This window comes from Streptomyces sp. NPDC045955 (assembly GCF_056430805.1).
In genome coordinates, this window is sequence record NZ_JBWKKY010000008.1 from 30,639 (window position 1) to 43,357 (window position 12,719).

Sequence of the window (12,719 nt, forward strand, 5' to 3'; positions counted from 1 at the left end):
CGTACTTTGGGTGGAGAAGTGCCCGAGTTATCCACAGGCCGGACGTGCGTCGGGGCGCATTGTCAGTGGCAGGCGTTAGCGTCTTTGACGTGAAGCGATCGACTCAAGCAAATCGGGTGGAACCCATGGCAGGAACCGACCGCGAGAAGGCCCTGGATGCCGCTCTCGCACAGATTGAACGGCAATTCGGCAAGGGCGCGGTCATGCGCATGGGCGACCGGACCAAGGAGCCCATCGAGGTCATCCCGACCGGATCCACCGCCCTCGACGTGGCCCTCGGCGTGGGCGGCCTGCCCCGCGGCCGTGTCGTGGAGATCTACGGACCGGAGTCCTCCGGTAAGACCACCCTGACCCTGCACGCGGTGGCGAACGCGCAGAAGGCCGGTGGCCAGGTCGCCTTCGTCGACGCGGAGCACGCACTCGACCCCGAGTACGCGAAGAAGCTCGGCGTCGACATCGACAACCTCATCCTCTCCCAGCCGGACAACGGCGAGCAGGCCCTGGAGATCGTGGACATGCTGGTCCGCTCCGGTGCCCTCGACCTCATCGTCATCGACTCCGTCGCGGCGCTCGTCCCGCGCGCGGAGATCGAGGGCGAGATGGGCGACAGCCACGTGGGTCTGCAGGCCCGCCTGATGAGCCAGGCCCTGCGGAAGATCACCAGCGCGCTCAACCAGTCCAAGACCACCGCGATCTTCATCAACCAGCTCCGCGAGAAGATCGGAGTGATGTTCGGCTCCCCGGAGACCACGACCGGTGGCCGGGCGCTGAAGTTCTACGCCTCGGTGCGCATCGACATCCGCCGTATCGAGACCCTGAAGGACGGCACGGACGCGGTCGGCAACCGCACCCGCTGCAAGGTCGTCAAGAACAAGGTCGCGCCGCCCTTCAAGCAGGCCGAGTTCGACATCCTCTACGGTCACGGCATCAGCCGCGAGGGCGGCCTGATCGACATGGGCGTGGAGCACGGCTTCGTCCGCAAGGCCGGCGCCTGGTACACGTACGAGGGCGACCAGCTCGGCCAGGGCAAGGAGAACGCGCGCAACTTCCTGAAGGACAACCCCGACCTGGCCAACGAGATCGAGAAGAAGATCAAGGAGAAGCTGGGCGTCGGCGTGCGTCCCGAGGAGCCGGCCGCCGAGCCGGGTACGGACGCGGCGGTCTCCCCGGCACCGGCCGAGGCTGCGGCGGTCCCCGCCCCGGCACCGGCCAAGACGGCCAAGTCCAAGGCCGCCGCAGCCAAGAGCTGACCCGTGACACGACGAACCGACTGGGCGGAGTACGAGTACGCCGCCTCCGGTGCCCCACGGGGGAGGGGCACCGGAGGGGAGCCGGGCTCGGCCGTGGACGGGGAGGGCGGGCGGTACGAGGCTGACGGGCCATATGGGGAAGCCTCCCCGGGCGGCGGCTCATCCCGCAGAGGCTCATCGGCTGGTGGAGCACGCGGAGGCGATTCCTCCAGGGACGGCTCGCGCGGCGATGAGCCGCCCGGTGGGCGTGGACGTGGGCGCCGCCGACGCGGCTTCGGCGCGGCGGATGCCGAAGACGGAGGTTCCCTCTCCTCGTCGAGGGCCGAGCAGGGGGAACCTCCGGGGGACCCGGTCGAGCAGGCTCGGGCGATCTGCCTGCGCCTGCTCACCGGGACCCCGCGGACCCGCAAGCAACTCGCCGACGCCCTGCGCAAGCGGCAGATCCCGGACGACGCCGCCGAGGAGGTGCTGTCGCGGTTCGAAGAGGTCGGCCTCATCAACGACGGCGCCTTCGCGGACGCCTGGGTGGAGTCCCGGCACCACGGCCGAGGGCTGGCCCGGCGTGCGCTCGCCCGGGAGCTGCGAACCAAGGGCGTCGACTCCACACTGATCGACGAGGCCGTCTCCCAGCTCGACTCCGAGCAGGAGGAGGCGACCGCGCGGGAACTCGTCGCGCGCAAGCTCCGCTCCACCCGGGGGCTCGACCGGGACAAGCGTCTCCGTCGCCTCGCGGGCATGCTCGCCCGCAAGGGCTACTCCGAGGGCATGGCCCTGCGCGTGGTCCGGCAGGCGCTGGAGGAGGAGGGCGAGGACACGGAGTTCCTCGGGGGCGAGGAGTTCTGAGGCGACGGCGAGTTCCTCGTGCGGCCAAGCCCGCTGTCGAGACGCCGGGTCACACCACCGGAAGCCCCGCCGCCCGCCAAGCCTGGAATCCGCCGACCAGATCGGTGGCCCGGTGCAGTCCCAGCTGGTGCAGGGACTGGACCGCCAGGCTGGAGGCGTACCCCTCGTTGCAGATCACGACGACGCGCAGGGCGTGGCTCGTGGCCTCGGGGAGACGGTGGCTGCCCTGCGGATCGAGGCGCCACTCCAGCTCGTTGCGCTCGACGACGAGGGCGCCGGAGATCAGGCCGTCCCGTTCGCGCAGGGCCGCGTAGCGGATGTCCACCAGCATCGCGTCACCGGCCAGCGCGGCCTCGTACGCCTCCTGCGGCTCGATGCGCTCGTAGCCCGCCCGTACGCGCTCCAGCAGCGCGTCGATGCCGACGGGCCGTTGGACACCACCACCACTGGTGCCACTGCCGTCCCCGTCGCTCACCCGCTCGTGTGTCGCGCTCACTGCCAGTCCTCCGGCCGTTCCACCTGCTCGAGCCGCAGGACTGACCCGCTGCGGCTGTAGCGGCGGATCTGCGGCAGAGGTGGGTAGTAGGCGTGGACGGAGATCGCGTGACGGTCGGGGGATTCGTTGAGCACCTCGTGGACGTGGTGGCGGCCGAAGGCGCGGCCCTGGCCGGACCGCAGCCGGCGTTCGCGGTCGACACCGTCGGTGAGTTCCAGCGTCTTCCAGCCGTCGGTGGGCAGCCGCGCGGCGAGTGAGTTCTCCTTGAGCTCGCCCGACGCGGTCAGGAAGGCGCCGACGGAGTCGGCGTGGTCGTGCCAGCCGGTGCCCGTGCCGGGCGGCCAGCCGATCAGCCAGGCCTCGCTGCCGCCGGGTCCGTCCAGCCGCACCCAGGTGCGGCCTTCCGGGTCGAGCGGCAGGGAGGCGATCAGTTCGCTGTCGGCGGCCGTACGCCGCACGAAGTCGAAGAGGTCGGCCTGAGTGGGCGCCGAAACGGCGGAGGAGGCAGACGAGGAGCCGGAAGTGGACCCGGGGGCGGATCCCAGGGCGGATCCGGGAGAGGAGACAGCGGGGGATGCGGAAGGGGATACAGACACGGGTGCCGTCCTGAAGGTCCTGATGAGGGTTCGCGAATCAGGCGCGTCGGCCGGGCAGACAGAGCGCGGCGCGCGCACAGAGGAAGAGGGAGGCGAAGTCAGCAGGACGGGCGACACACGCAGCCCGCATAGCGGACGAGGTCCATATGGACCCTCCGCCACAGGCGCACACAGGTGTCGGTCACGCACCGGAGTACACCATGACCGCCCGGACCGGTCAACTCACTGTCACCATGCGGACGCACGGTGACAGTGAGCACGTCGCCCCGGTGCCGACGTCAGCGAGAGCCGGCCGACGCACCGGCTTCAGCCTGTGCCTTCACTTGTCCGCCCACCGCGGCCTCCGCCGCCGCGTACAGGTCGTCCGGGCGCACTCCGCTCAGCGCGGTGACGAGGTGCCCGTCGGGCCGGACCAGGAGCACCGTGTGCGCGGCAGCACCCGGATAGCTCTCGGCGACCAGCAGTTCGGCGGGGTGGGGCAGTGCCGTGACGGCGGCCGCGAGCCGGGGCATGATGCCGGCGCCGACCCAGTGCTTGCGTTCCCACACACCCGTGCCCGGCGCGATCAGCACCACGAGCAGTGCGCCGCGGCCGAGCCGGTCCCGTAGCCGTACGAAGGTGCCGTCCTCCGCGGTGACCCGCACGTCGGTGACCGGCGCTCCGGGCGGTGTGTCGACGGGGGTCTCCCCTTCGAGGCGTGGGGGCGCGAGGGGCGAGTCGGCGTACCCCCCCGGCGCGCCCAGTTGGCCGTGCCCCAAGTGACCGTCCGTGAGGAGCGCGTCGTGACCCCGCGACGAGCCGGGGACGTAGGAGCGCAGGCCTCCGCCCCCGCGTAGAAGTGGCAGTGCCTGGTCGGCGGCGCGCAACCGGGCGGCGACGACCGCCCGGCGCTCGGTCTGGTAGCTGTCGAGGAGCGCGTCGTGCGGCCCGTGGTGCCAGGCCAGGGCCAGCTTCCAGGCGAGGTTGTCGGCGTCCCTGAGGCCCTCGTCGAGACCGTGCGTGCCCAGCGCGCCGAGCAGGTGGGCCGCGTCCCCGGCGAGGAAGACGCGCTCGGCGCGCCAGCGGCGGGCCAGCCGGTGGTGGACCGTGTGGACTCCGGTGTCCAGCAGCTCGTACGGCGGGGTCGTGCCGCCCGCCCAGCCGGCCAGGGTCTCCCGGATGCGGGTCAGCAGCAGTTCGGGGGTGACCAGGTCCTTGCCGGGCGGCAGGAGCCAGTCCAGACGCCAGACGCCGTCCGGCAGCGGACGTGCGGTGATCTCACCGGCCGAGGGGCCCGACATGCGCCACGGCGGCATGCGGTGCAGCAACGCCTCGTCGTGCCAGGGCAGTTCCGTACGCAGCGCGGCAACGGCGTGACGTTCCACCGCCGTGCGGCCCGGGAAGCGGATGTCCTGGAGCTTGCGCACGGTCGAACGGGGGCCGTCGCAGCCGACCAGGTAACTGCCGCGCCACCAGGTGCATTTGGGGCCGCGGGTGTGGGCCGTGACGCCCGAGGACTCCTGTTCGATGCCGTCGAGCCGGCTGTCCACCGCGACTTTGACGAGCCGTTCGCCGGAGAGGGCGGTCCGCAGGGCATCGGTCAGCACGTGCTGGGCGATGTGCAGGGGGGCGGGTTCTGTGCCGTCGAAAAAGATCTCGCGCATCACCTGCTTGCGCCGCATCGACCGCCATCCGGCCCAGTGGACGCCGGCCCGGGACAGGGGCACACCGGTCAGCCGTTCCATGAGGGCGGCGGTGTCCTCGCGCAGAACGACGGTGCGCGCCGCACGGGGTTCGTCCTTGCCCGGCCCCTCGTCGAGGACGACGCACGGCACCTCCTGCCGCGCCAGCGCCAGGGCGAGCGTGAGCCCGACGGGCCCCGCTCCGACGATGATCACCGGGTCCACGGCGCGGCGCCCCCTGCCCGTGGTGATGTCCTGGGAGACGTAGGTGAACAGGAAGTTGGAGCAGGGTGCACGATCACAGAACGTATGCAACCCATTGCCGGTGCTTGCGTCAAGTGACCGGCGGCCGGTGGCGATCATGCGTCGCACCAAGGGTAGCCGGGCGACACGCTCGTCACGTGATGGGGTGTCAGCGTTGGCCGGAGCCGGATGGCTCAGGGCTCGGCACGACTGTGGCCCGCCGGATTTTCCGGCGGGCCACAAGCGTAGGGGTTGTTCGGGTCGTCAGATCGAGCCGCCGGCACCGGTGCCGTAGGTGCCGCCCACTTCGGCCGCGTTCACGTCGTCGACCTTGTCGGCACCGAGAACAGCTCCCGTGCTGCGCTTGCTGCGGCGCAGCCTGCCCTCCAGCCAGGAGGCGAAGGACGTGAGGATGAAGTTCAGGATGATGAAGATGACCGCCACGACGATGAAGCTGGGGATGACGTTGGCGTAGTTGGCCGCGAGCGTGCTGCGCGTGTTGAGCAGCTCGGTGAATCCGAGCATCACGCCGCCCAGCGCGGTGTCCTTCACGATGACGACCAGCTGGCTGACGATGGCGGGCAGCATGGCGGTGACGGCCTGCGGGAGCAGGATGCTCGACATGGTCTGGCTCTTGCGCAGGCCGATCGCCATGGCGGCCTCGGACTGCCCCTTGGGGAGGGACAGAATGCCGGCCCGGACGATCTCGGCGAGGACCGAGGCGTTGTAGAGCACCAGGCCAGTGACGACCGCGTAGAGGGGCCGCTCGTCGCTGGGGATGCCCGTCGAGCGGACGTAGAACTCGTTGGCGAACAGCATCAGCAGCAGCACCGGGATGGCCCGGAAGAACTCGACCACCGCACCGGCCGGGATGCGCACCCAGCGGTGGTCGGACAGGCGGAGGATGCCGAGGACGGCGCCCAGCGGGAGGGCGATGACCATGGCGAGGGCTGCGGCCTTCAGTGTGTCGCCCAGACCGGGCAGCAGATAGGTCGTCCAGGCCTCGGACGTGGTGAACGGCTTCCACAGGGACCACTGCAGCTGGCCCTTCTCGTCCAGCGTCTGCCAGATCCACCACAGGAGCAGGGCGAGCAGGACGAAGAAGAGCACCGAGAACAGCAGATTGCGCCGCTTGGCCTTCGGGCCGGGGGCGTCGTAGAGAACGGACGTCATCGCTTCACCGCCAGTCGCTTGCTCAGCCAGCCGAGGATCAGGCCGGTGGGCAGAGTCAGTACCACGAACCCGAAGGCGAAGATCGCGCCGATGAGCAGCGTCTGCGCCTCGTTCTCGATCATTTCCTTCATCAGGAGGGCGGCCTCCGCCACGCCGATCGCGGCCGCCACGGTGGTGTTCTTGGTCAGTGCGATGAGCACGTTGGCAAGTGGTCCGATGACGGAACGGAACGCCTGCGGCAGTACGACGAGCCTCAGTACTTGACTGAAGCTGAGTCCGATGGCCCGTGCTGCCTCAGCCTGCCCGACGGGCACGGTGTTGATGCCGGAGCGGATCGCCTCGCAGACGAAGGCAGCTGTATAGGCGACGAGACCGAGTACAGCCAGTCGGAAGTACTTAAGTTCGAAGTCATCGGGCGCGCCCATCGTGACGCCGAAGATGTCGGCTAGGCCGAGCGACGTGAAGACGATGATGACGGTCAGAGGAATGTTTCGGACGATGTTCACGTAGGCAGTGCCGAAACCGCGCATCAGTGGCACGGGGCTCACCCGCATGGCCGCCAGGAGGGTGCCCCAGATCAGGGAGCCGATGGCCGAGAAGACGGTGAGCTGCACTGTGACCCAGAAAGCGCCCAGCAGGGACGGGTCGTCATAGTCTGAAAGAAAGTCGAACACGATCTCCCGCGCTTCCGGGTGTGTGGCGTAGGTGGCGGACGTGGCGCGCCGCCGTCAGACAAGTGGTGGCGGCGCGCCCGCGGACCCCCGCATCGAGTGCGGGGATCCTGCGTCGGCGGAGTCCCGCGTTACTGGACGATCTGGCCGATCTTCGGTGCGGGCTCGTACTTGTAGTTCGCCGGCCCGAAGTTCTCCTTGACGGCCTTCTCCCAGGAACCGTCGCTGACCATCTTCTCGAGGGCAGCGTTGATCTTGTCGAGGGTCGCCTTGTCGCCCTTCTTGACGCCGATGCCGTAGTTCTCGTTGCTCAGCTTCAGGCCGGCCAGCTTGAACTGGCCCTTGTACTGCTCCTGCGCGGCGTAGCCCGCGAGGATCGAGTCGTCGGTGGTCAGCGCGTCCACGGCGCCGCTCTGCAGGGCGGAGAGGCACTCCGAGTAGCCACCGCGCTGAGTCAGCTGGGCCTTCGGCGCGAAGTCCTCCTTGACGTTCTGAGCCGAAGTGGACCCGGCGACCGAGCACAGCTTCTTCTCGTTCAGGTCCGTGGCCTTGGTGATGTCCGAGTCCTTCTTCACCAGCAGGTCCTGGTGGGCCAGCAGGTACGGACCGGCGAAGTCCACCTTCTGCTTGCGCTCGTCGGTGATCGAGTACGTGGCCGCGATCATCTTCACGTCACCGCGGGACAGCGCGTTCTCACGGTCGGCGCTCTTGGTCTCGACCCACTCGATCTGGTCGGGCTTGTAGCCCAGTTCCTTGGCCACGTACGTCGCCACGTCCACGTCGAAGCCGGAGAAGGAACCGTCGGGCTCCTTCAGGCCCAGACCGGGCTGGTCGTACTTGATTCCGATCTTGATCTTGTCGCCGCCGCCGGAGCCGGAGTTGGAGTCACCGCCGTCATCGCCACCACAGGCGGTAGCCGTCAGGGCGAGAACGAGAGCGGTGGCGGCCGCGGCGGAGACCTTGCGGAGCTTCATGGTGAACATCCTTTGCCGTGAAGAGAAAAACCGTCGTTTTCGGGTGACGCGGGTCGTCGCAGGAGCGACGCGCGCCTCAGTGATGCAGGATCTTCGACAGGAAGTCCTTGGCACGGTCGCTGCGCGGGTTGCTGAAGAACTGGTCGGGCGCAGCCTCCTCGACGATTCGGCCGTCCGCCATGAACACCACGCGGTTTGCGGCCGATCGTGCGAAACCCATCTCATGGGTGACGACGATCATGGTCATGCCGTCCCGGGCGAGCTGCTGCATGACCTCCAGCACCTCGTTGATCATCTCGGGGTCGAGCGCGGAGGTCGGCTCGTCGAAGAGCATGACCTTCGGCTCCATGGCCAGTGCCCGCGCGATCGCGACGCGCTGCTGCTGGCCGCCGGAGAGCTGTGCCGGGTACTTCTCGGCCTGCGCGGCCACGCCGACCCGGTCGAGCAGGGCACGGGCCCGCTCCTCGGCCGCCTGCTTGTCCTTCTTGCGGACCTTGACCTGGCCGAGCGTCACGTTCTCGAGCACGGTCTTGTGCGCGAAGAGGTTGAAGGACTGGAAGACCATCCCGACGTCGGCCCGCAGCCGGGCGAGCCCCTTGCCCTCGGCGGGCAGCGGCTTGCCGTCGATCTCTATCGTGCCGGAGTCGATCGTCTCCAGGCGGTTGATGGTGCGGCACAGGGTGGACTTGCCGGACCCGGAGGGTCCGATGACCACGACGACTTCACCGCGCGCGATCGTCAGGTCGATGTCCTGGAGTACGTGCAACGCGCCGAAGTGCTTGTTGACGCTCTTCAGGACGACCAGTTCTCCGGTCGCGGCCACATCTTCCTTGGCCACCGATACTTCGGTCATCGCTCTCAGGCTCCGTCCTCCTCGGTTTCGGAGGACAGTAGTGACGCTCTACGACCTGCGTCATTACATCTGAGGGGAATCTGAGCATCACGATCCGATAGCAATCGGACACGTGTCGTAGCACTTATGAGCAGCGCTCATATCGGCCGGGTAACGGAAGCTCTGCGCAACCGGAACCCTCTTGACGCCGTCCTCATCCATCAGCGTGACTGCACAAGGTGCACGCGCGCGCGTGCACGCGTTTTTGTACACAGATAGATCGTACGGCCAGTGAACCGAAGGGGGCCCGGGTGAGACTGCTGCTCGTCGAGGACGACAACCACGTCGCCGCCGCCCTGTCGGCGGTCCTGGCGCGGCACGGGTTCGACGTCACGCACGCGCGCAGCGGCGAGGAGGCCCTTCAGGCGCTGGTCCCCGAGGTCGACGGCTTCGGTGTCGTCCTGCTCGACCTCGGCCTGCCCGACCAGGACGGATACGAGGTCTGCGGCAAGATCCGCAAGCGCACCAGCACGCCGGTGATCATGGTCACCGCGCGCTCCGACGTGCGCTCCCGCATCCACGGCCTCAATCTCGGCGCCGACGACTACGTGGTGAAGCCGTACGACACCGGGGAACTGCTCGCCCGCATCCACGCGGTCAGCCGGCGCACCTCGCAGGAGGACACCTCCAGCGGCATTGAGACGGAGCTGCGCCTCGGCCCCGTGCACATCGAGCTGCCCACGCGCCGGGTCAGCGTGGACGGAACCGTGATCCAGCTGACCCGCAAGGAGTTCGACCTCCTGGCCCTGCTCGCGCAGCGGCCCGGGGTGGTCTTCCGCCGGGAGCAGATCATCAGCGAGGTGTGGCGGACCAGCTGGGAGGGGACCGGGCGCACGCTGGAGGTGCACGTCGCGTCCCTGCGCTCCAAGCTGCGGATGCCGGCCCTCATCGAGACCGTACGCGGAGTCGGCTACCGGCTCGTCGCGCCTGCCGGATAGCGGGGCCGCGTGCGCACTCGTCTGCTCCCGCTGCTGATCGTCCTGATGGCGGCGGTGCTGCTCGCGCTCGGCGTCCCGCTCGCCGTCAGTCTGGCCGGCGCCCAGCAGCAGAAGGTCGTCGTGGACCGCATCGACGACACGGCACGCTTCGCGGCTCTCGCCCAGTTCGTCACCGACTCGCCCACCGGGACCGCCAGCGCGTTCGAGAACGAGCGCCTGGCCACGCTCAGCCGCGAACTCGACAGCTACTACACGGTCTACGGCATCCGCGCCGGTGTCTTCTACCGCAGCGGCAGTGCCATGGCCCACGCACCCGCCCGGTGGTCCCTGCCGAAGGAGGGTGAGGTACGCGACGCCTTCGGCGAGGCGCTGCTCAGCCGCCGCAGCCACGACCCGCGGCAGGTGTGGCCCTGGCAGCGCCGCAACCTGGTGGTCGCGTCGCCGGTCATCAGGGACGGCGACGTCGTCGCGGTCGTCGTCACCGACTCGCCCACCGGGCAGCTGCGCTCGCGCACGCTGCACGGCTGGCTGGTCATCGGCGCGGGGGAGTTCGCCGCGATGCTGCTGGCCGTCGGTGCCGCCCTGCGGCTGACCGGCTGGGTGCTCAAGCCCGTACGGGTGCTGGACGCCACCACCCACGACATCGCCACGGGGCGGCTGAAGTCCCGGGTCGCGGCCGCCGGCGGTCCGCCGGAACTCAGGCGCCTGGCCCGGTCGTTCAACGAGATGGCGGACAACGTAGAGGACGTGCTGGAGCAGCAGCGCGCCTTCGTCGCCGATGCCTCGCATCAGCTGCGCAACCCGCTCGCGGCGCTGCTGCTGCGCATCGAGCTGCTCTCCTTCGAGCTGCCCGAGGGCAACAAGGAGATCGCCTCGGTCCAGTCCGAGGGCAAACGCCTCGCGCAGGTCCTGGACGATCTGCTCGACCTGGCGCTGGCCGAGCACACCGAGGCCGATCTGAAGATCACCGACATCGGCGGGCTCGCCGCCGAACGGGTCGCGGCCTGGTCCCCGACCGCCGAGGCCAAGGGCGTACGCCTGGTGGGCGACTGCCCGCCGACGACCGCGTGGGCCGACCCGGTGGCGCTGTCCAGCGCGCTGGACGGGATCATCGACAACGCGGTGAAGTTCACGCCCGAGGGCCGGACCGTCGAGGTGACCGTCGCCCGCAACGGCGACACCTCCACCGTCGTCGTCACCGACCAGGGGCCGGGCCTCACCGACGAGGAACTGGCCCGCATCGGTGACCGCTTCTGGCGCAGCAGCCGCCACCAGAACATCAAGGGCTCGGGCCTCGGCCTGTCCATCGCGCGGGCGTTGCTCGCGGCGGGCGGCGGTTCGATCGCGTACGACCGTCACGAGCCGCACGGGCTGAAGGTGACGGTGACGGTGCCCAGGGTCGGACCGGCGTAGCGAAGCCGAAGCGGGGTCGAGGGCGGGCTACGGCTTGACGGACCGGTAGTAGCGCCGGGCCCCGTCGTGCAGCTTGAGCGGATCGGTGTAGATCGCCGTGCGGACGTCGACCAGCTGGGCGGAGTGGACGGTCGAGCCGATGCCGTCCCGGCTGTCGATCACTGTACGGGTCAGCCACTCGGTGAGCCGGGGGTCCATGTCGTCGCGCGTGACCAGCAGGTTGGACACCGCCAGGGTGGGGACCGGGTCGCCGCGCTGGATCGTGGGGTAGGCCGACTCCGGCATCTTGGTGGCGCGGTAGTAGCGCGTGGCGCCGCCCTGGTCGTGCAGCTTGGCCACGAGGCCGACGTCGATCGGCACGAAGCGGAAGGCCGACGCCGACTTCTTCGCCAGCCGGCTGAGCCCGTCCGTGGGCAGTCCGCCGGACCAGAAGAACGCGTCGAGTCCGTGTCCCAGCCGTTTGGGCCCGGTGTCGATGCCGTCCGACGACGGCTTGATGTCCTTCTCCGGGTCGATGCCGGCCGCCCTGAGCACGCCGTTCGCGATCAGCCGTACGCCGGAGTTCGGCAGCCCTATGGCCACGCGCTTGCCGCGCAGGTCCGCGACGGAGCGGATGTCCGAGTCCGGCGGCACGACGAGTTGGGCGTAGTCGTCGTACAGGCGCGCGACACCGCGCAGCCGGTCGGCGCCCGTGCCGTTGTCGAGCTTGTACGTGGCGACCGCGTCGGCAGCGGCGATCGCGAAGTCGGCCTTGCCCGTCGCCACGTCCGCGACGTTCTCCTGCGAACCGGCACTGGTCAGCAACCGCACCCGCAGATCGGGCATGTCCTTGTCGATCTCGGTGCGCAGGAGCTTGCCGTACTCGTGGTAGACCCCCGCCTGGGTGCCCGTGCTGAACCTGATCGTCCCGCCCGGAGGCTCCTCGGCCCAGGGGCGCAGCCACCACAGCAGCAGCCCGAGGACCACGAGGGCGGCGGCGCCACCCTGAAGGGCCCGGCGCCTGCCGAGAGGGGGGAACGTCTTGGGCATGCGCGAGATCCTGCCAGCCGTGGTGCCCCGCTGACCAGGGGCGGGCTCACACGGTGGGGGCGGGGGAGTGTCAGTGGCGGCCACTACAGTCGGCCCCATGAGCTCCTCGCCCGCTGACCTGGTCCGTGAATTCCACCTCGCCTTCGGCCTGGACGCCCGCAGTACCCCGACGGAGGTGTCCCCGGAACTCGCCGCCCACCGCGGCGAACTCCTCGCGGAGGAGGCCGCGGAGGTCGCCGAGGTGTCGGTGACGGGCCCGCTCGACCGTCTCGCCCACGAACTGGCCGATGTCGTCTACGTGGCGTACGGCACCGCCCTCGTCCATGGCATCGACCTCGACGCGGTACTGGCCGAGATCCACCGTTCCAACATGACCAAGATCGGTCCCGACGGCTCCGTCTCCCGCCGCGAGGACGGCAAGGTGCTCAAGGGGGAGCACTACGAGGCACCGGATGTGCCGGGGGTGCTGAGGAAGCAGGGGTGGGAACCGGCGGCGGGCGCCTGAGCCGCCGCCCGGGCCGGCGGCGGCTCCCCTGCCCC

Annotated in this window: 14 protein-coding genes; 5 read left to right on the forward strand and 9 right to left on the reverse strand. The window is 69.6% G+C overall.

Annotated features, from left to right (window positions below):
- Positions 1-125 precede the first annotated feature (125 nt).
- Together recA and recX are read left to right on the forward strand one after the other, a co-directional pair.
- A complete protein-coding gene (gene recA, locus AC07F0_RS18045) occupies positions 126-1,250 on the forward strand; it encodes a recombinase RecA (protein WP_397616751.1) in 1,125 nt (374 codons plus the stop codon).
- A 3-nt stretch (positions 1,251-1,253) separates the two neighbouring features.
- Complete coding sequence (gene recX / locus AC07F0_RS18050) at positions 1,254-2,093, forward strand: recombination regulator RecX (protein WP_478979962.1); 840 nt, start codon at positions 1,254-1,256, stop codon at positions 2,091-2,093.
- 49 nt (positions 2,094-2,142) lie between these two features.
- Here recX and AC07F0_RS18055 read toward each other — a convergent pair whose 3' ends face one another.
- The 8 genes from AC07F0_RS18055 to AC07F0_RS18090 form a co-directional block, all read right to left on the reverse strand.
- On the reverse strand, positions 2,143-2,568 hold the full coding sequence (locus tag AC07F0_RS18055) for a rhodanese-like domain-containing protein (RefSeq protein ID WP_478980431.1): 426 nt from the start codon (positions 2,566-2,568) through the stop codon (positions 2,143-2,145).
- A gap of 17 nt (positions 2,569-2,585) precedes the next feature.
- A complete protein-coding gene (locus AC07F0_RS18060) occupies positions 2,586-3,134 on the reverse strand; it encodes a cupin domain-containing protein (RefSeq protein ID WP_478980433.1) in 549 nt (182 codons plus the stop codon).
- 149 nt (positions 3,135-3,283) lie between these two features.
- Positions 3,284-3,331 (reverse strand): hypothetical protein, encoded by a 48-nt coding sequence (locus tag AC07F0_RS18065; protein ID WP_309506048.1) that lies wholly within the window; start codon positions 3,329-3,331, stop codon positions 3,284-3,286.
- 132 nt (positions 3,332-3,463) lie between these two features.
- Positions 3,464-5,071: an FAD-dependent monooxygenase gene (locus tag AC07F0_RS18070; RefSeq protein ID WP_478980435.1), complete on the reverse strand. Its 1,608-nt coding sequence runs from the start codon at positions 5,069-5,071 to the stop codon at positions 3,464-3,466.
- 282 nt (positions 5,072-5,353) lie between these two features.
- Complete coding sequence (locus AC07F0_RS18075; RefSeq protein WP_478979963.1) at positions 5,354-6,262, reverse strand: amino acid ABC transporter permease; 909 nt, start codon at positions 6,260-6,262, stop codon at positions 5,354-5,356.
- The gene (locus AC07F0_RS18080) at positions 6,259-6,936 is read right to left on the reverse strand and encodes an amino acid ABC transporter permease (protein WP_478979964.1); all 678 of its coding nucleotides are present in this window, start codon (positions 6,934-6,936) and stop codon (positions 6,259-6,261) included. The genes AC07F0_RS18075 and AC07F0_RS18080 overlap by 4 nt, the downstream gene beginning before the upstream one ends.
- A gap of 128 nt (positions 6,937-7,064) precedes the next feature.
- Positions 7,065-7,907: a glutamate ABC transporter substrate-binding protein gene (locus AC07F0_RS18085; RefSeq protein ID WP_478979966.1), complete on the reverse strand. Its 843-nt coding sequence runs from the start codon at positions 7,905-7,907 to the stop codon at positions 7,065-7,067.
- 76 nt (positions 7,908-7,983) lie between these two features.
- Positions 7,984-8,760 carry an amino acid ABC transporter ATP-binding protein gene (locus AC07F0_RS18090; protein ID WP_086600642.1) on the reverse strand — a complete coding sequence of 259 codons (777 nt, stop codon included), beginning with the start codon at positions 8,758-8,760 and terminating at the stop codon, positions 7,984-7,986.
- Positions 8,761-9,050: 290 nt separating this feature from the next.
- Between AC07F0_RS18090 and AC07F0_RS18095 the strand changes: the two genes are divergently transcribed.
- Complete coding sequence (locus tag AC07F0_RS18095; protein WP_467364932.1) at positions 9,051-9,737, forward strand: response regulator transcription factor; 687 nt, start codon at positions 9,051-9,053, stop codon at positions 9,735-9,737.
- Between the two features lie 9 nt (positions 9,738-9,746).
- Positions 9,747-11,150, forward strand: a complete 1,404-nt coding sequence (locus tag AC07F0_RS18100; protein WP_478979968.1) for a sensor histidine kinase — start codon at positions 9,747-9,749, stop codon at positions 11,148-11,150.
- 27 nt (positions 11,151-11,177) lie between these two features.
- Here the strand turns inward: AC07F0_RS18100 and AC07F0_RS18105 are convergent, their stop codons facing one another.
- Positions 11,178-12,179: a TAXI family TRAP transporter solute-binding subunit gene (locus tag AC07F0_RS18105; protein ID WP_478979969.1), complete on the reverse strand. Its 1,002-nt coding sequence runs from the start codon at positions 12,177-12,179 to the stop codon at positions 11,178-11,180.
- Positions 12,180-12,276: 97 nt separating this feature from the next.
- On the opposite strand from AC07F0_RS18105, the gene AC07F0_RS18110 reads away from it, so the two are divergent.
- Positions 12,277-12,684 (forward strand): pyrophosphohydrolase domain-containing protein, encoded by a 408-nt coding sequence (locus tag AC07F0_RS18110; protein WP_020276293.1) that lies wholly within the window; start codon positions 12,277-12,279, stop codon positions 12,682-12,684.
- The last annotated feature ends 35 nt before the right edge of the window (positions 12,685-12,719 follow it).